Genomic DNA, 15,953 nt, shown 5'->3' with positions numbered 1-15,953 from the left:
TCTGCGTGGTCCGTGTCCCTAGGCTGCGACGACCAGTTCCCGGGCGCGCTCGTTGAAGTCAACGACGAGACGGTCCGGGCCGAACGGCTTCATCCGGCGCTGCAAACCCTGCACAGCCTCGACGCAACGGGAGCTCTTGACCTGCCTCGACAGAGTCAGTGTTCGCACCCCCGCGGCGTGGGCCGCCTCAAGGTCGCCCCGTTGAAGATGGGAAACCGCGAGGGCCGCCTGCGACATCGCGCCCCGTCGTGCCCGGCGCTGCTGACAAGCGTGGTCAATAGACTGGCGTGCGTGCTCCTCCGCGGCCTCCGCCTCGCTGAGGTCGCGGACCTCGCCCGGCGCCTGGGGCCTGCCATCCGTCAGGGCCTGGGCAGCGGCAGGCCGGACATGTGCGGGTGCCGCAGATGCTGCCCGCCGTCGTAGACGTACAGGGTGAACGTCTCCGGCTCCGGCCGGTCGGCCTCGTCGTAAGGCGTCCAGGACGTGCTCGATGCGCTCCCACAGGCGCACCGGGCCGCCCTCGCGCACCCGCCAACCGCCGTTGTGGGGGGTGAGGGTGGCGGCCGAGCCGGTCACCACTCGACCAGGTGCACCACTTCGCCAGCCGTCGTCATCTGCGCGTCCGGCACCGCGCTCTGGGCGAGGAACCGCAGGTGGAACGCTTCCTCGGTGGCGGCGGTGATCCGCTTGGGGCTGTGCCGGGCCAACCTGGGCCTGTCCGGGAGGCCCGCGGCCCAGTGGGCGGGGTTGCCGAATGCCAGCGCCGCGTGCGTACGCGCCGACATGAACGACACTATGCCGGGCAGCAGCGGGCCCTCGGCGGTGCCTTCCTCGGCGACGGTGAGCAGGACGCGGGCGTACCCGTAGAGCCAGCCCGAGACGGTGAGCAGGATCTTCCCGCTTGGCCGGGCCTGGGCCAGCAGGGCGGGCGGTACGGCGCGGAACGAGCAGGCGGCCACGATCCGGTCGAACCGCGCCTCGGGCCAGTACCCGTACAGCCCGTCCGCCACGGCCCGGTGAGGCGGCGGGCCATCAGGTCGGTCATCGCGAGGTGGATCATGGCTTCGGAACGGTGTGGGTGGGTTTCGTAGTCGCGAGCCAGGGATACGGCTTCTCGCATCTGAGCAGAACTCACACTCCCACGAGGCTCAAGCGGTTGTAGCGGTTCGCGGCCTGCTTGTCGCAGATCGTTGAGCGCCCCGTGGTGCGAGGCGGTGCACGCGCCCTTCCGGTTGGCCGCCATCTCCTTGTCGGTGTGGCGAAAGGTCACGTGTGGCAGCGCCAGGCGCTGTACCTGATCAGCTGTGACGACCTTCAGCACGCCCAGCACACGCAGCATGTCCCCGCGCAACGGGTTCGAGGATCCTGCCGCGTTCGTCTCCCTCGTCCCGGCCTCAGCCCCCCATCATCCGTCCGTGCCGCCCCACGGTCGGGCGCAGCCACCCCACCGGCGCTGGGAAGGCATCCGGCGCTCCCGAACCCGATATCCCTGCCCCCACTGACAACAAAGAGAGGAGACGAAAAGGGTTGTGACGAAGCCTCAGCAGCCCGAAAGGCGCGGTGACCAGGGAAATGCGGGCATTCAAAGGGTGGCGGCCGTAACCGCGAGGACGATCGGGTCCTCCTCGAGGAGCTTCACCGCCAGGGACCCCGTTGATCTGTTACAGGTTCCGTCGGTGCCAGCGTCATTCCCAGCCGTGGACGGAGAATGATTCGCCTTTCAGCCAGTGTGAGATTCCGATCGCGTTGTACGGGACGGTGTTGTCTGGAAGCTGGTCAGGAAGGTGCCACGACAGGCCCGCGCACTTGTGCGGCTCCGCGTTGTACGGCTCGCCGTCCCAATGAGAAGCCGTGAAGAACCAACCGATGCGCTGCTCGCCCTCTGGGTTCAGGTATTGCATGACGTGCACAGGCCGCAGCGCTACGAGGTCGACGCGTACTCCGATCTCCTCAAGGACTTCGCGCGCTGCAGCCTGGACGACGTTCTCGCGGTCGTGGTCGACCTTGCCGGAAGGGAGGTTGAGCATTCCGTCGGCGTACCCAGTGTTCTCGCGCTCAGCGAGCAGGATGTGCCCGTTGCGCTTCAAGATCACCATGACGTCGACGATGGGGCGCGATGGCGTAGAGTCCCTTCACTGCTATTTGTGTGGGGCAGGAGGGACCCTAGCGCTGCTTTAAGGGCTGTCCCGCAATGACCGCTGAACCTGGGACGGAACTATGTGGTGGGCTGGAGACTGGCTCAGCCGACGGCTCGAGAAGTGTCCAAGGATCGGGCGAAGTCGCTGAGAGCTTGGAAGTCGTCCTCGCGCAGACCGATCCGCGGGTTGACGTGGTGCAGGAGCCCACGCCCGCGGTGGTGGGCGGTCACATACACCTGGTCCAGATCGCTCTGCTCATCGTCCACCCAGGCGAAGCCACGGCCGTTGGCATAGTCCACCAGGGGACGAGTCTTCCAGTGGACCCCGTCGGGGCGGTCTTGGAACAAGGCGTCGCCGAAGTCGACGAATGGGAGTTCGGGAAGGCCGAGCACCGGGGCGATCCACCGGTTAGCGTCGTCCATCCATGTAGTGGCCCAGCAAAGTTCGAAGTCGAGCCGGAGCAGGGCTTGCCCGTGTTCCGGGTTCAGCCAGACCCGGAGGGGTCGCCGACGGCGCGAGAGTCCTCTCTGTTCCTCCGGGGTTCCGCTGTCTTGGGGCACTCTGATTGTCGTGTAGCCGGCGGGGCGCTTCTCTGGCTTGGCCGCATAGGGGTTGAGGGGCCCGTCCACGTCGAGGAACAGCAGTGGTCGGCTCACGATCTCCCCCGGTCTCGCGCTGTATCAGGTCTGTGGAAGCGTAGCTGCAGCCATCGTCTCGGCTTTGGGCTGCTTTGATGTGATGATCCCGGCGTGGTGGGTGTGATCACGGCCTCGGAGCCGTCCTAATGGCCCCGAACCCGGAGGTGGACATCGCCGATCTCGAATCGGCCGCCGAGGACGTCCAGCGGATGAACCGTCTCTTCGAGTGCCTGGAGCGAGCGTTCGTCCGGCCTCCGGACGATCTGGAACGGCGGCTGGACAGGCTCGTCTCCCTCGGCCTCATCGCCCGCGTCGATCCTCTCGACGACGTTTCGCCCGAGGGCCCCAGGTACATCGTCCACCGGTGGACAGCCGAGGCCACGGCCCGCCCTGAGAAAACGCCCCAGCTGCGAATCGAGGCAGCGCACCGAGCGGCTTCCGAGTACTGGCTGTGGCGCGCCCAGTACTTGGCGCAGAGCGCCGAGCGCGACTTCTCGGATCTTCTAGAAGCGCGGTATCACCTCCGCGAGGCCGCCGAACTCACCCGAGCCCTACAGTTGACCGAGGTAATCGCCGAGCAGTTGCACGTTTGGGGTAACTGGTCGTACGAGGAGAGCCTGTGCGTCGAGTCTCTCGGCTGGCTGCCCGCTAACGACAAGCGCAGTATCGGCTTGGTCTTTCAGTTGGGAAAAATCGCGGAGCTGCGCGGAGACCTCGACGGTGCCCTATTCCGCTACAAGGAAGCTCTGCTGAGCGCTGAGGCGCTCAGCGATCCGGATGCCATGGCTCGCGGACATCACCATCTCGGCAACGTCGCCTACCAGCGTGGAGACTACGAACAAGCCGAACAGTCCTATCGTCGCTCCCTCACGCTCTTCGAAGAGTCCGGCTCCTCGGCAGGCCGGGCCGTCGCCCTGCACCAACTCGGGATGGTCGCGCAGGTACGGGGCGACTACAACGATTCGCGCCAGAGGTACCTGGATGCGCTGGCTAGCTCCGAAGAGTTCGGCGATCGCGCCGGGCAGGCTGCCTCCCTGCATCAGCTCGGCAACCTCGCCTACCTGCGCGGCGCTCTGGAGGAGGCGACAGAGCTGTATCAGCAGGCCCTGCAGATCACCGAGGAACTGGGCGACCGAGCAGCGACCGCGCAGACAGTCCAGAACCTCGCGGTCGTGGCGCAGCGCCAGGGTCTGCTCGACGAAGCACGCTTCGGCTACCAGCATGCGCTGACGGTCTTCGAGGAACTGGGCGACCGGGCGGGCACTGCCGCCGGCCTCCGCAGCCTGGGCGACCTGGCCTGGGAGTACGGAGAGGGCGATACGGCTCTGGAGTACTACCGGAAAGCGTTGACGGCATTCGAGGAGCTCGGCGACCTGGCCGGCCTGGCTTCGGCCTGCCAGGGCCTAGGCATCGTCCTCACGGAACTCAGCAGAACTGCCGAGGCGCTGCCCTTTACCGCTCGTGGCCTGCTGATCCAAGTGGAGCTCCGGTCACCCGGCATGGGCGTGAGCCAGCACTGGCTCGAACGACAACGTGCACCGAACTCGGCCACGAACGTTTCGAGCAGATCCTCCGTGCAGCACTCGCTCACGAAAACCTCGAACCCATCCACCGGTTTCTTGGCTGAGAAGGTCAGTCGGCCTTCTGCAAGCCTTGCAGCGCCTCGCCCGCCAGCGGCCGCTGTCGCGTCTGCCGCTGCCCGCCGAGCGCCGGAGCCCGCCCGTCCAACAGGAAGTCGATGGTGAAGCCCGGCGACTTCCTGATGGTCAGGAGAAGCACCACGAGATAGGCGAAGAATCCGGCCGCTACCCCAATGGAGTACCAGCCGAAGAGCCGCCCCCCATCAGGGAACAAAGACATCATTGCGCCGCCACCAAGCGTACTGATGAGGGTCCCGACGTCTCGCAGCCCGATCTTGTCGTCGCGGTGGCGGTTTACGTAGTAGAGGAACCAGCCCAGCACCACGCCGAAGAGTAACGCGCCGACCTGCTCGACGATCCCCGGCCCGGCAACGCCGGTCGTCGGTGCAGCAAGCGCCATGTTCCAGATCACGCCGGCACTCCCCCTCGTCTCGGCCTCCCTGGCGGAGGCCCCGTAGGCCGCGAGTTTCGCATATGCCGTCGGACAGCAGGGCCGAAATCCCCACAACAGGGTCTGCCGGCTGGTGAGTAGGCCGTCGCCGAATGCCTCGCCCCTGACCTCCGACTTCTCCCACGTCAATCGCGCGGAGGCGATGAGGAGTGTCTCAGCGAGGCCCCACGCCTCCTTCAGGGTCTTGCGCCGCTCCTGTGGGTCTTCGATGACATTGAGGACGTAGGTGAGGAGCACGACTTCCGCCGGCTCCAGCCTCGTATCGGCTTGGAACGGATCTCAGCCGACCGCTTGGCAATCCAGCTGCTGGAGTGCACGCACATCGCCCCCACGGCCACAGTCGTAGTCAAGGACGGAACGCCCGGGGAGCACCTGCTTATCAACCATGGCCTGTCGTGCGGGGACTGAGAGACTTGCTCTGCTGATCGCGGTCAGTCTGCGAATGCTGCTCCATGTCCGCTGCACCGTGATCACGCCCTCACACAACCGAACAACAAGCGGAAGGTAGCGGCGGATACCCCCACGCGAGGCACGAAGGGAAGACGCCGACCGAACTGATTGGATTCTGCGAACCACGGCCTTCCGCGAAACGTCTCCGTCCGATGTTGTCGATCACGGTCAGTGCCTCGCTGCCTCTGCAGTCGACCAAGCACTGACATCTGATGCACATCGCCGGGGCATCGTCGACAGAACCCGCAATGACGTGGAACTTGTGCGTTGCCTGCCTTTCGACATAACCAGTTTCAGCTCTGCCAGCCGTTCCAGCAGCAGATCCAGGATCTTCCCCTCCAGGCCATGGGCCAGGAGCCGGTCACGGAACCCTGCCAGCACGGTGAAGTCAAAGCCGGAATCGGCCAGTTCGAGGCCCAGCAGGTACTTCCAGTCGATCCTGGCCCGTACTGCATGCGCGGCCTGGTGGTCGGTGAGGTTCTCGGCGAACTGCAGCACGCTGACCAGCGCGAGCTGGCCAGGCGAGACGCCAGGACGGCCTCGGACACCGAAGGCGGATCTGAATGTCTCATCGGCAAACAGCGGGCCGAGCTCGTCCCGGACCCGCATCGCCAGGCACCCCTTTTGAAACGCCGCATGGGCGACGACCCGTGTCGCCTCCGGAACCTCCCGGCCCGAGCCCGCCCCCATCGACACGTCGTCACCCCGTCCCGCGACCACATGACGATCACCCAAACTTGGCCGCCGACTCGAAGCCTCCATCCCTCCGACCTCACCCAGGGGCAAGATCGCGCCCATTCACCCAATTGAGCAACAGGGTCATCGAGGGCTGGTACAACTTGCACCGACTACACAGCAGCCTCGGCTACCGCAGTCCCGCCGAATACGAGACCGCACTCGCAGCCTGACCACCACACCGATGGTGTCCGTCAAAGCGGAACAAGCTCACACAACCGTCTTCCGGCAGTCAGGATGGCTGGACCTGGTCGAAGAGGGCGAGGGCTTCGGCGGGGTCCGGGCTCACGAGGCGTTCCAGACCGGCCGTCGTGATCTTCGCCCACCTGCCGGCCCGTGCCCACATCTGTTCCTCGAACGCGCGGACGGCCTCGTCCAGATCTCCAGGGCCGGTGGCGATGGACTCGGCGAGTTCGGCGCCTTCCAGCATCGCGAGGTTCGCGCCCGCCCCCAATGGGGGCATCAGATGGGCGGCATCGCCCAGTAGCGTCACCCCGGGGACGTGGTTCCAGGTGTGGGACACGGGCAGGACGTAGAGGGGGCGGTGGACGAAAGCGGTGCCGTGGCGGAGGAGGTCGAGGACGGGAGCGGCCCAGCCGTCGAACAAAGCCAGCAGACTCGATCGCACGGCCTCGACGTCGGCCAGGTCCAGGTTCGTGTGCCAGTCCAGCGGTGCGCGGAACTGGGCGTACACCTTGACGTGGCCGCCGCTGGTGCGCTGGGCGACGAGAGCTCGGTTTACGCCGTACACAGCCACGGAACCGTCGCCGGTCAACCGGGCGAGGTCGGGGTGGCGGGTGTCGACGTCGTCCAGGGAGCTCTCGACCAAGGTGACGCCGGCGTACTGCGGCGCCGCGGACGAGACCGCCGGGCGGACCCGGGACCAGGCGCCGTCCGCGCCGATCACGAGGTCGAACGTCTCCTGTCGCCCGTCCGCGAAATGGACCAGCACGCCATCCCGACTCTCCGCCACCACCTGCGTCACGCCCCGCCCCCACCGGACGTCGAGAGGGCCGAGCAGCAGGTCACGGAGTTGCCCGCGGTCGATCTCGGGATTGGCCCGGTCGTCTGGACGGGGTCGCCAGTCGCGCAGGACGGTCCCGTCAGCGTCCAGGATGCGCATGGCCTGCCCCTCGGGACGAGACAGCGCCTGGAACTCTGCCAGCAGCCCCGCCTTTTCCAGCGCGAGCTGGCCCAGCCCTTCGTGCAGGTCCAGCGTGCCGCCCGGGGGGCGGGCGTCGCGGGCGGGATCGCGTTCAAGGACGGTGACGGGGTGACCATGACGGTGCAGGACGCGGGCGAAGGTAAGGCCGGCGGGGCCGCATCCGACCACAGCGATACGGTGTCTCATATCGATACACTGTATTTCTCACTACGATGCATCGCAACAGTTCGGAGTGACCATGACCGTGTGGGACCGGCCGGAGCCGCCGACTCGCCCCGTGCCGCTTGACCGGGAGCGGATCGTCGCCGCCGCCATCGCGCTGGCCGACGAGGGCGGCCTTGCGGCGGTGTCGTTGCGCAAGGTCGCCGCCCGGCTGGAGGCCGGCCCGATGCGGCTGTACGGATACATCTCCACCAAGGAGGAGCTGTTCGACCTCATGGTGGACAAGGTCCAGGCCGAGATCCTCCCCGAGGAGCAGCCCGGCGACTGGCGGGAGGCGCTGCGCATCCTCGCCCACCGCACCAGGCAGGCCGCCCTCCGTCACGAATGGCTGGCCGACCTGCTCGGCGGCCGCCCGACCCTGGGCCCGAACGGCCTCGCCGTGGCCGAGTCCACCCTGTCCGCCCTCGACGGCCTCGCCGACATCGACACCGTCATGCGCGCAGTGGAAACTGTCAGCGCCTACTTCACTGGCGCGATCAGGCGCGAGATCACGAATCTGCGGGCCGAGCGCGCCACGGGCCTGTCCAAGCACGAATGGCAGCGCGCCCGCGGCCCGCACCTGACGAGAATGTTGGCCACGGGCCGCTTCCCGGCGCTGACCAAGGCCGTGTACGACGGTACGGACGTGGACGCCGAGACATCCTTCGCGACCGGCCTGGACTGGGTACTCGACGCCGTGGCCGCCAAACTCACCCGGCCGCCGGCGTGACGCTCAGCTCCTGGCGAATGTGAGCGAGGTCTGGGTCGCGCGGACCTGACCAGTGGTGAGCGACCCGGCGACGTGCAAAGCCGCTGCTTTGATGGGCGGCTCGAAACCGTCACGGACATCTACGCGACGCATCGCCTAAGTTCAGAGTCCACCCGCACACATCGAGAGTCGGTAAAGGGGACAACTTCGAGCAGCTGCAGGAGCTCGCTCCGGAGATCCCGTGGATGCCCGTCCTGCAGGGCTCCACCCTGGCCAGCTACCTCGAATGTGCGGAGCTGTACGAAGCCGCGGGGGTGAATCTGGCTGCCGAACCCATCGTCGGTCTCGGATCCGTCTGCCGACGCCAGGCCACCGGCGAGATCGGCGCCATCGTCACCACCTTCGCCGACCGCGGCTTGGCCCTGCATGGCTTCGGGGTCAAGGTCCACGGCATCACCAAGTACGGCCACCTGCTCGCCTCGGCCGACTCGATGGCCTGGTCGACCGGAGCCCGCCGAGCACCTCGCATGGCCAGCTGCACCCATCGCGCCGCCAAGTGCCAGAACTGCCCCCGCTACGCGTACGAACGCACTCGCCGCCTGGGCTCGTGACCAGTCTGCTTATTTGAGTAAGGCGTCGAATTGTTCGTTCCGCTCGCGCGCCATAATGCGCCCCCGCACTGTTGATGATCTTGAGTCACGTTTGTCAACATGGGCTTGCAGGCTATGCCCGGGTCGAGTCGTCCGTGCCAACTATTGGTCAACTGGGCATGCGGCAGCTGGAACTGGCGCCAAGTCAGTTCGGGTGTCCGCCCGGCCGGACCGGGAACGATCTTGTGGCACGTTTGGCAGCCGCGCCTCGCTCAACCCTATCCACGCTCCGCTTACCACGGTTTTCTTGATGTGTTCGCCAACGAGCCGTGTGAGGAGAACCTGATGGTTGAGCTGCATAGCCTCCCAGGAGCGTGGAATGGCGTGGCTCTCACCCGGCGCCGCGTGAAAGACATGCTCGAGTTTGGTCGGGTGCATGGTCAGTGGCCCGGATTATGGCCGTCCACCAAGGCATTACGGAGAGTCCTGACGTGAATCTCCCAACGCCGGCGTGGCCACCGTCGTCGACCGCGGTGTTCCGTGGCGAGGTGGTGATGCATACCTGTTTCGCGGTCAGCCCGTGTGTTGACCGCAGCGGGGTTCCGGAGGAAGACACACGCCGCGTGGCAAGTATGAGGCGCTTGGTCCGGGACCATGTGGCCCGCTGCGGACTCCGCGGCCTTCTCGATGACGCGGAATTGATCGTGAGCGAGCTGCTCACCAACTCCCTGCTGCACAGCCGCGGGACGGAAATCACCCTGGTGCTCTGTGTCGTCGACGACGAGCTGCGTATCCAGGTCGGCGACGGCATCCCCAGGGTGCCCAATTTTCCGAGCCAGCCTGGCGACGACGCGGAGAGCGGTCGAGGGCTCGATCTCGTGGGCTATCTCGTGAACGCTCGGCACGGTGCCTGGGGCGTGAGCTCGGACGGACGGTTCACTTGGTGCATCCTCTCCACCGCGGAGGAGGGTTGATGAGTACCGCGAGTTCCTGCGGCCTGCCGATCCGCCCCCGGGCACCGCTGTTCCCACATCCATGTTGAGGCCGCCCGGGGACCTGGGGTTCCTGCAGCACATCCCGTTGCAAGATGCGCCTGCGGAACCCGGGCTGGGAAGTCGCCTCCGGTGGCCTCTCCACCCTTCTGGGCGGCGAGGTCAGCTACCACGATCACGCCCAGTTCTCTGGCCCGGTCGAGGCTGCGCTCGAGGCGTGTTGGTCTGCCGGCTCGCATCCGGAGGCCGGCCTAACCTCAAACTGCGGCCACCTGGAGTTGCCGTGCATCGCTTGATTGCTGCCCCCTTCCTCGGCGACCGGCTCGTTCTGATCCCGGGGAGTGGGCAGGGGCTCAAGATCTCGCCCCTGCATTTCGCCGAGCTCCGCCACTGGGCCGCGAACGATGGTCTGGTCCCCGACTGGCTGTCCTCAGTGGTGTCTCGGCACTGGGCAGCCGACATCAGCGGCCGCGCGCTGCGCGACGTCGTGCTGGTGCGGGACGTGTCGCCCTACGGCTATGTACGCGCGTCGTACGAGATCAACAAGGGCTGTGACTACGCGTGCCTTCATTAGGCAAGTGGGTTGTCGGAATCAAGGTTGTCGGGCTGTTCCGAGGTCTCGAAAAGTGCCGGGATCTTCTGGGGTACTGGCGGCGACTTTCGTCCGACGGCCTTGTCCTGGCACTCCGCCGCATGGGGTGGGGTCCTCCTGAGAGTCGGTAGCGACGTCTCAGCGAGGCGACGGGGTCAACGTCTGCCCCTGCATCGAGCCTGTGACTGCCTGGATGTAGGAGTGGACGACATCGCTCAGCGGCGTGCCTCCCCGGCTGTCCATGCCGAGCCTTTCGAGGGTGTCCTTCACCCAGCCCGGGCTGACGACGTTCACTCTCAGCCCGCGGGGCATCTCGATGGCCGCAGCGTGGACGAACGCCTCCAGGCCGGCATTGACGAGAGCACCGAACGAGCTGCCTGGCGTCGGCTCCTTGAAGACGCCGCTGGTGAGTGTGATGGAGCCGTCGTCGCGCACATGGTTCACAGCCCGGCGCAGCAGCATCACCTGCCCCAGCAGTTTGCCTTTCAGACCGAGAGTGAATTCGTCGTCGGAAGGGGATGTGATCGGCGTGAGCTGACCGCTGGCCGCGCAGCAAATGACCGCGTCCACCGTGCCGACGGTGTCGAAGAGGGCGTCGATGGAGCCCGGGATTTGCAGGTCGACCCGTGTGCTGCCGTTGCGTGAAGCCCGTATCACCTCATGCTCGGTCTCCAGCACGTCGGCGACCGCGCGGCCGATGGTGCCGGTCGCCCCGATCACTACGATCTTCATGCTGATTCCGCCCGTCATCGGGCGAGACGGCCCGGAAGGGGCGCCAGCGGGAAGTTGGCCCAGACGTAGGTGTCCATCTGGTGCTGGTCACCACTGAGGTTGACCACTCGGTCAACCTGGCCTTCTGTGTCGAAATGCCATACCAGTGCCCACATTGTGTCGACCTGGCCGACGCCTTGGGTCGTCCAGCCGCGGTGGATGTCGACGACGTATTCGCCGTTGCTGCCCAGGAACACGGGCTCGGCCTGGAAGCCGGCCTTGCCGAGCTGGTCGAAGAAGCTGACCACTTCGTCCAGTCCGTGCTTGGTGCCCGAGAGCGGGTGGTGGCCCGGGATGGTCCACTCGATGCCCGGAGCCAGGATCGCGCTCATCGCCTTGACGTCATTGGCGGCGTAGGCAGCGAAGAAGTGGTTGATGGCCTCGACCTTGGAGTCGGGCACGGCGTCATTCGTTGTCACGTGGATGCTCCCCGATGGGTTCGGTACCGGGCTGCCCGGTTGCGTGATCAACGATCCCGTCAGTCCGCCGTAGTCGTCCAATACCTGCTTCCATAACCTGGCGGCATGGATATCGACACCCGTCTGCTGCGCTACTTCTCCGCAGTGGTCGAGGAAGGCAACCTCACCCGGGCCGCTGAACGGCTCTACGTCTCGCAGCCCGCGCTGACGAAGCAGATCCGGCGGCTGGAAGACCAGCTCGGCGTGGGCCTGTTCGTCCGTTCCCGCGCCGGCATGACCCCCACCGAGGCCGGACAGGCCCTGGCCGCACACGCCGACGCCGTACTGACCGCATGGGAACGTACTCTGCGCCTCACGCGAGCCGCCACACCCCGGACCGAACGCACGTTACGGGTCGGCTTCGTCGCCAGCGCCGCCAACGAGCACACCCAGCTGATCATCGCCGACTTCGCACGGCGCCGACCTGGCTGGCGAGTCCAGATGCGGCAGGCCGAATGGACCGACCCCACCGCCGGACTGGCCACCGGCGAGGCCGACGTGGCGCTACTACGTCTGCCGGTGCCCGCGCAGAGCGACTTCAACGTCGAGGTCCTGCTGACCGAACCCCGCTGGATCGCCCTGCCTGCAGGGCATCACCTTGCGTCGGAGGACCACATCAGGTTCCAGGATGTGTACGACGAACCGTTCGTGGCGACCCCCGCCGAATCGGGGGCATGGCGCGACTACTGGCTCGCGACCGATGAGCGCGAGGGCCACCCGGTACGCATCGGCGCCGTCGCGCACCACCCCGACGAATGGCTCAATGCGATCGCCCACGGCCGATGCGTCAGCCTCACCCCCGAAGCGACCGCCCGCTTCTACCAGCGCCCCGACGTCGTCTACCGACCCGTGACGGGCGTCATTCCCAGCCAGATCGGTGTCGCCTGGCCCCGCAGCCAACCGGTCGACGACACCGTCGACGCCTTCGTCCGCAGCTGCCGCGCCGTATGCAACGACGGCCGCGTCACAGACACCAGCCTGACCACGGACAGATGATCGCGACCAAGCGGCTCCGACTGGAGTCCAAGGGATTTTGGAAGTCGGCGTGAGGGCGGGTTGAGTCCGCCCTCACCGCTCTGATCTCGACCCAGCGGCAAGCGTGGAAAGCGTCAACCACGCATACCGCTTGACGTACGGCAGCTTTTCCAGCATGGCGGTCGACTTCTTCACGAAGGCCGCCTGCCTGGCCTTGGTCGGATACCTTGGCGTACCGCTGGAGAAGTCGATCAAGGCGTACTCGGTCAGCCCAATGGGTTTCTTGTAGCGCTGGTACACGGCACGAAGGTAGTTCTTCAAGTGACCGGTCGCGGCCTGGGCGTTGAAGTCCGAGCCGTACCAATGCAAGGGAATGAAGTCGACCCGTAGCCGCGGGCGGCGGCGCCTTTCATGAAGCGGTCGAGCCAGCCGCCGGCCAAGTCACCGCCGGTGGCCACCGCGGTACCCCCAGGCGCATTCCGGTCGACTGCAGCCGGGGCCACAGGTCGAGCGCCTCCTTAACGGACATCTACGCCTGGTCCGCCAGGTCGGGTTCGTTGAACCTAGCAGGTTCTTGCCCTGTCCCTTGGCCCGTTCGAGATGAGCGTCGGTCACGAAGTCGCGGCCCCAGATCATGGGCACGAACTCGACGCCCGGCGGGGCTTGATCTTCTGCTTGTCCGAGGCCCAGGTGTAGAACCAGCCGACCTTCGCGTCGGCCATCGCCCCGGTTACCCCATTGAATTTCCAGGCGCTGATGCCCTTCTTCTTGACCGCGACGGCGGATGCGCTCGCGTCGGCCTGGTTGCTCCCGGTGGAGGTGAGCATGGTCAGGACGGCCAGCAGCACCAGGAGTAAGCGCAGCTTCCGCATGGCTTCCACGCTCCCGTGTCAGAACTTGGCGCCGAAGTCCTGCGTCGCCGACGACGTGAAGGCTGGGCGCGCCGGGCGTCGTACGCAAGTCCCGTACGGGGTACCCGGCTTCTTCACGTAGCCGACGCCCAGGTGCTTGAGCGAGCAGTTGAGAATGTTGGCCCGATGCCCCGGGGACTTCATCCAACTCTCGACGACCGCGGCGGCGCTCTTCTGACCGGCGGCGACGTTCTCCGCCAGCGAACTGAAGCCGGTGTAGCCCGCCGCCCTGGCCCTGGTCACCATCGTGCTGCCGTTGGAGCCGTCGTGGCCGACGAAGTTGTGCCGGGCCATGTCGGCGGAGTGCCGCTGGGCGGCCTTGGCGAGCGCGGAGTTCTTCTTCAGCCTGGGGCAACCGGCCTTGACCCGTTCGGCGTTCGTCAGCTTGAGCACGCCGGCTCGCAGCGATTCGGCGGACGGTGCCGCCGATGCCGAGGCGGCGAAGGTGGCCGACAACGCGGTGGTGGCCGCGGTGACCGTAAGCCCGAGCGCTATTCGACTCATCTGAGCTTTCCATTCCAGATTGAATGCGTTCAATTTAATCCGGTCCTGCCCGCCCTTAATTCGCGCGAAGGCCCGACATCCTGACCGCCGCCAAGGTCCTTTCCGACGGAATGCGAAGGAGCCCTGCCGGGCTGCCTAAGGAGTGACGCGGCCCCGAGAGCGGCGGCGTAGTCGCCCAACTTCGCGGGACGGAGTAGCAGCGATGGTCGCGAGCCGCACCGCACGACGTTCGCCAGCAGTTCACGCCGCACCGACTCCATAAGGGTCGGGCCGGCCGTGACGAGTTCACCGCCCACGACGACGATGCCGGGTTCGAGCGCGTTGACCAGACCGGCCAGCACCCTTCCCACGTGGGTGCCGGCCCGGCGTAGCACCGCGTGGGCGGCCGGATCTCCGGAACCCAACGCGGCCACCAAGTCCGGTAAGTCCGCCCCGGGTCGGAACGAGTTCAGCATGGCCGTGGTCGACGCGACGGTCTGCAGGCAGCCCTGGCCACCGCAGGGGCATGGCGCGCCTCCGGGCTCCGCGGTGATGTGCCCGAACTCCCCCGACCGGCCGTGTGCGCCACGGTGCAGCACGCCACCGCTCACCAGCGCCCCACCGACAGGGTCCGAGAGTTCCAGGTAGAGCACGTCTCGCTGTCCCTGGGCCGCGCCCCAGACCGTCTCGGCCATGGCCGCGAGCCGCGCGGCGTTGTCGAACCGCACCCGTGTGCCGAAGCTGCGGCCCATCATCACCGCCATGGCCCGCTGGTCGACCGCGGCGGGCGAGTCGGTTGCCGGGCCCGTCACCGCGACTCCCACACTTTTCAGGGCGTCGAGTCGCAGTCGTCCACCGGTCAGGGTGCCGACGAGCCGACGCGCGATGACGATACGGTCCGGCCACTGGGCCATGGGGGAATGCGCTTCACTCGCCGTACTGATGACGTCGTGCTCCAGGCCGTGGCGCTCCAGGCCGTCCTGGTCCCCCGCCACCGCGACCACGCGAACGGCCCGCCGCCCGAAGTCGATGCCCAGGACACGGCCGGCCTCCGGGTTCAGAACCAGCTTCTCCGCCGGGCGCCCCCGCCTGCGCGGAGTGCTGTCCGGCACCGCGGCGATCACCTGGCCACTGTCCACGAGCCTGCTGACCACCTCGTACAGCGTGGTGCGCGACAGCCCGGACAACTGCCCCAGCTCGCTCCGTGTCAGGGGGCCGAACTGGCGCAGCAAGCGCAGCATCTGATCCCCGTACTGTCCCCGTGCCCATGTGGTGTTGCGTGTCGCGTTCGGCACTTCCGCCCCCTCCTTGTGGCAGACCCGGCCTGCCGCAAGGAGGAAAGTAGGGACCGCTCTTGTGGAATCTTTGTGATCGGGACCGCCGCCCCTCCTGAACCGCCCCTCCTGGCGCAGTGAACGGGCGGTCAGGCCTGGCCGTCCACGCGCAGAACGAATCCGACACGGCGCACGGTGTGCAGGATGCGGGGACGCCCGTCTGCCTCCGTCTTTCGCCTCGGACAGCTGACGAACGTGTCCACGGAGTCCGTACGGACGCGGGCGTCGTAACCCCAGACGTGTTCGAGCAGCTGGCCGCGGGTCAGGACCAGGCCCGCGTTCCGGGCCAGCATCTCCAGCAGATGGAACTGGCGGGGCGTCAGGTGCAGGAGCTGTCCGTCCAGCCATGCCTGGCGGGCGGACGGTTCCACGACCAGGCCGCCGACCCGGACCCGGTCCGTCGCGGTGGGAGGGCGGCGCCGCAGGAGGGCGTGCAGGCGCAGCGTCAGTTCCTGGAGCGCGAAGGGCTTGACCAAGTAGTCGTCGCCGCCGGCCTGCAACCCGGCGATCGTGTCGGCCACTTCGTCCAGTCCGGAGAACATGAGAACGGGCAGGTCGTCCCCGTTCTCGCGCAGTGTCCGGCACACGTCGATGCCGCTCAGGTCGGGCATGCAGACATCGAGGACCACAATGTCCGGACGGAGTCTGATCATCGACTCCAGCGCGGAACGGCCGTCACCGGCCAGCGTCACCTCGAAGCCCCCAGCCGGAGTCCGCGTT

General features: G+C 66.9%; 17 protein-coding genes and 4 pseudogenes. 6 read left to right on the top strand and 15 right to left on the bottom strand.

The window, feature by feature from the left end:
• Positions 1-18: 18 nt before the first annotated feature.
• The 5 genes and pseudogenes from ACQEVG_RS18595 to ACQEVG_RS18575 form a co-directional block, all read right to left on the bottom strand.
• Positions 19-327, bottom strand: a pseudogene (locus ACQEVG_RS18595) (transcriptional regulator); the annotation flags it as partial.
• A gap of 32 nt (positions 328-359) precedes the next feature.
• A pseudogene (locus tag ACQEVG_RS18590) lies at positions 360-1,031 on the bottom strand (ATP-grasp peptide maturase system methyltransferase); the annotation flags it as partial.
• Positions 1,016-1,102 (bottom strand): annotated as a pseudogene (locus ACQEVG_RS18585) (IS5 family transposase); the annotation flags it as partial. The pseudogenes ACQEVG_RS18585 and ACQEVG_RS18590, both read right to left, overlap by 16 nt.
• A gap of 583 nt (positions 1,103-1,685) precedes the next feature.
• A complete protein-coding gene (locus tag ACQEVG_RS18580; RefSeq protein ID WP_432985489.1) occupies positions 1,686-2,108 on the bottom strand; it encodes an NUDIX hydrolase in 423 nt (140 codons plus the stop codon).
• 131 nt (positions 2,109-2,239) lie between these two features.
• A complete protein-coding gene (locus ACQEVG_RS18575) occupies positions 2,240-2,794 on the bottom strand; it encodes a hypothetical protein (protein WP_432984675.1) in 555 nt (184 codons plus the stop codon).
• Positions 2,795-2,922: 128 nt separating this feature from the next.
• Here ACQEVG_RS18575 and ACQEVG_RS18570 point away from each other — a divergent pair, with 128 nt between their 5' ends.
• The gene (locus tag ACQEVG_RS18570; protein WP_432984672.1) at positions 2,923-4,521 is read left to right on the top strand and encodes a tetratricopeptide repeat protein; all 1,599 of its coding nucleotides are present in this window, start codon (positions 2,923-2,925) and stop codon (positions 4,519-4,521) included.
• On the opposite strand, the gene ACQEVG_RS18565 is transcribed toward ACQEVG_RS18570, so the two are convergent.
• The 3 genes and pseudogenes from ACQEVG_RS18565 to ACQEVG_RS18555 all read right to left on the bottom strand — a co-directional run bounded on the left by ACQEVG_RS18565 (position 4,409) and on the right by ACQEVG_RS18555 (position 7,403).
• The gene (locus tag ACQEVG_RS18565) at positions 4,409-5,104 is read right to left on the bottom strand and encodes a hypothetical protein (protein WP_432984669.1); all 696 of its coding nucleotides are present in this window, start codon (positions 5,102-5,104) and stop codon (positions 4,409-4,411) included. The two genes, ACQEVG_RS18570 and ACQEVG_RS18565, sit on opposite strands and share 113 nt — an antisense overlap.
• A gap of 563 nt (positions 5,105-5,667) precedes the next feature.
• Positions 5,668-6,007, bottom strand: a pseudogene (locus ACQEVG_RS18560) (transposase); the annotation flags it as partial.
• Positions 6,008-6,284: 277 nt separating this feature from the next.
• On the bottom strand, positions 6,285-7,403 hold the full coding sequence (locus tag ACQEVG_RS18555) for an FAD-dependent oxidoreductase (RefSeq protein WP_432984666.1): 1,119 nt from the start codon (positions 7,401-7,403) through the stop codon (positions 6,285-6,287).
• 52 nt (positions 7,404-7,455) lie between these two features.
• Between ACQEVG_RS18555 and ACQEVG_RS18550 the strand changes: the two genes are divergently transcribed.
• The 4 genes from ACQEVG_RS18550 to ACQEVG_RS18535 all read left to right on the top strand — a co-directional run bounded on the left by ACQEVG_RS18550 (position 7,456) and on the right by ACQEVG_RS18535 (position 10,283).
• A complete protein-coding gene (locus ACQEVG_RS18550; RefSeq protein WP_432984663.1) occupies positions 7,456-8,148 on the top strand; it encodes a TetR/AcrR family transcriptional regulator in 693 nt (230 codons plus the stop codon).
• A 194-nt stretch (positions 8,149-8,342) separates the two neighbouring features.
• Positions 8,343-8,738, top strand: a complete 396-nt coding sequence (locus ACQEVG_RS18545) for a DUF7221 family queuine tRNA-ribosyltransferase-like protein (RefSeq protein WP_432985486.1) — start codon at positions 8,343-8,345, stop codon at positions 8,736-8,738.
• 533 nt (positions 8,739-9,271) lie between these two features.
• Entirely contained in the window at positions 9,272-9,691 is a 420-nt protein-coding gene (locus tag ACQEVG_RS18540; RefSeq protein WP_432985483.1) for an ATP-binding protein, read from the top strand.
• A gap of 301 nt (positions 9,692-9,992) precedes the next feature.
• On the top strand, positions 9,993-10,283 hold the full coding sequence (locus ACQEVG_RS18535) for a hypothetical protein (RefSeq protein ID WP_432984660.1): 291 nt from the start codon (positions 9,993-9,995) through the stop codon (positions 10,281-10,283).
• Positions 10,284-10,439: 156 nt separating this feature from the next.
• Here ACQEVG_RS18535 and ACQEVG_RS18530 read toward each other — a convergent pair whose 3' ends face one another.
• Entirely contained in the window at positions 10,440-11,033 is a 594-nt protein-coding gene (locus ACQEVG_RS18530; protein WP_432984657.1) for a short chain dehydrogenase, read from the bottom strand.
• A gap of 14 nt (positions 11,034-11,047) precedes the next feature.
• The gene (locus ACQEVG_RS18525) at positions 11,048-11,491 is read right to left on the bottom strand and encodes a nuclear transport factor 2 family protein (protein WP_432984654.1); all 444 of its coding nucleotides are present in this window, start codon (positions 11,489-11,491) and stop codon (positions 11,048-11,050) included.
• Positions 11,492-11,596: 105 nt separating this feature from the next.
• Here ACQEVG_RS18525 and ACQEVG_RS18520 point away from each other — a divergent pair, with 105 nt between their 5' ends.
• Positions 11,597-12,526, top strand: a complete 930-nt coding sequence (locus ACQEVG_RS18520) for a LysR family transcriptional regulator (RefSeq protein ID WP_432984651.1) — start codon at positions 11,597-11,599, stop codon at positions 12,524-12,526.
• Between the two features lie 72 nt (positions 12,527-12,598).
• Here the strand turns inward: ACQEVG_RS18520 and ACQEVG_RS18515 are convergent, their stop codons facing one another.
• The 5 genes from ACQEVG_RS18515 to ACQEVG_RS18495 all read right to left on the bottom strand — a co-directional run bounded on the left by ACQEVG_RS18515 (position 12,599) and on the right by ACQEVG_RS18495 (position 15,925).
• Positions 12,599-12,874: a glycosyl hydrolase gene (locus ACQEVG_RS18515; RefSeq protein ID WP_432984648.1), complete on the bottom strand. Its 276-nt coding sequence runs from the start codon at positions 12,872-12,874 to the stop codon at positions 12,599-12,601.
• Positions 12,875-13,137: 263 nt separating this feature from the next.
• Positions 13,138-13,377, bottom strand: coding sequence for a hypothetical protein (locus ACQEVG_RS18510; RefSeq protein ID WP_432984645.1), 240 nt, complete (start codon positions 13,375-13,377; stop codon positions 13,138-13,140).
• Between the two features lie 18 nt (positions 13,378-13,395).
• A complete protein-coding gene (locus ACQEVG_RS18505) occupies positions 13,396-13,920 on the bottom strand; it encodes a CAP domain-containing protein (RefSeq protein WP_432984642.1) in 525 nt (174 codons plus the stop codon).
• Positions 13,921-13,949: 29 nt separating this feature from the next.
• Positions 13,950-15,194 (bottom strand): ROK family protein, encoded by a 1,245-nt coding sequence (locus ACQEVG_RS18500; protein WP_432984639.1) that lies wholly within the window; start codon positions 15,192-15,194, stop codon positions 13,950-13,952.
• 128 nt (positions 15,195-15,322) lie between these two features.
• Positions 15,323-15,925, bottom strand: coding sequence for a response regulator transcription factor (locus tag ACQEVG_RS18495; RefSeq protein ID WP_432984636.1), 603 nt, complete (start codon positions 15,923-15,925; stop codon positions 15,323-15,325).
• Positions 15,926-15,953: the final 28 nt, after the last annotated feature.

Source organism: Streptomyces sp. CA-135486 (assembly GCF_050936555.1).
Lineage (GTDB): Bacteria > Actinomycetota > Actinomycetes > Streptomycetales > Streptomycetaceae > Streptomyces.
The sequence above is the reverse complement of the archived record's forward strand: the minus strand, read 5'-3'. Positions and strand labels throughout refer to the sequence as shown.

Coding starts and splice junctions, on each gene's coding strand:
- ACQEVG_RS18555 (WP_432984666.1), bottom strand. CDS start 7,403: ATGAGACACCGTATCGCTGTGGTCGGATGCGGCCCCGCCGGCCTTACC.
- ACQEVG_RS18510 (WP_432984645.1), bottom strand. CDS start 13,377: ATGCGGAAGCTGCGCTTACTCCTGGTGCTGCTGGCCGTCCTGACCATG.
- ACQEVG_RS18550 (WP_432984663.1), top strand. CDS start 7,456: ATGACCGTGTGGGACCGGCCGGAGCCGCCGACTCGCCCCGTGCCGCTT.
- ACQEVG_RS18570 (WP_432984672.1), top strand. CDS start 2,923: ATGGCCCCGAACCCGGAGGTGGACATCGCCGATCTCGAATCGGCCGCC.
- ACQEVG_RS18540 (WP_432985483.1), top strand. CDS start 9,272: ATGCATACCTGTTTCGCGGTCAGCCCGTGTGTTGACCGCAGCGGGGTT.
- ACQEVG_RS18530 (WP_432984657.1), bottom strand. CDS start 11,033: ATGAAGATCGTAGTGATCGGGGCGACCGGCACCATCGGCCGCGCGGTC.
- ACQEVG_RS18520 (WP_432984651.1), top strand. CDS start 11,597: ATGGATATCGACACCCGTCTGCTGCGCTACTTCTCCGCAGTGGTCGAG.
- ACQEVG_RS18505 (WP_432984642.1), bottom strand. CDS start 13,920: ATGAGTCGAATAGCGCTCGGGCTTACGGTCACCGCGGCCACCACCGCG.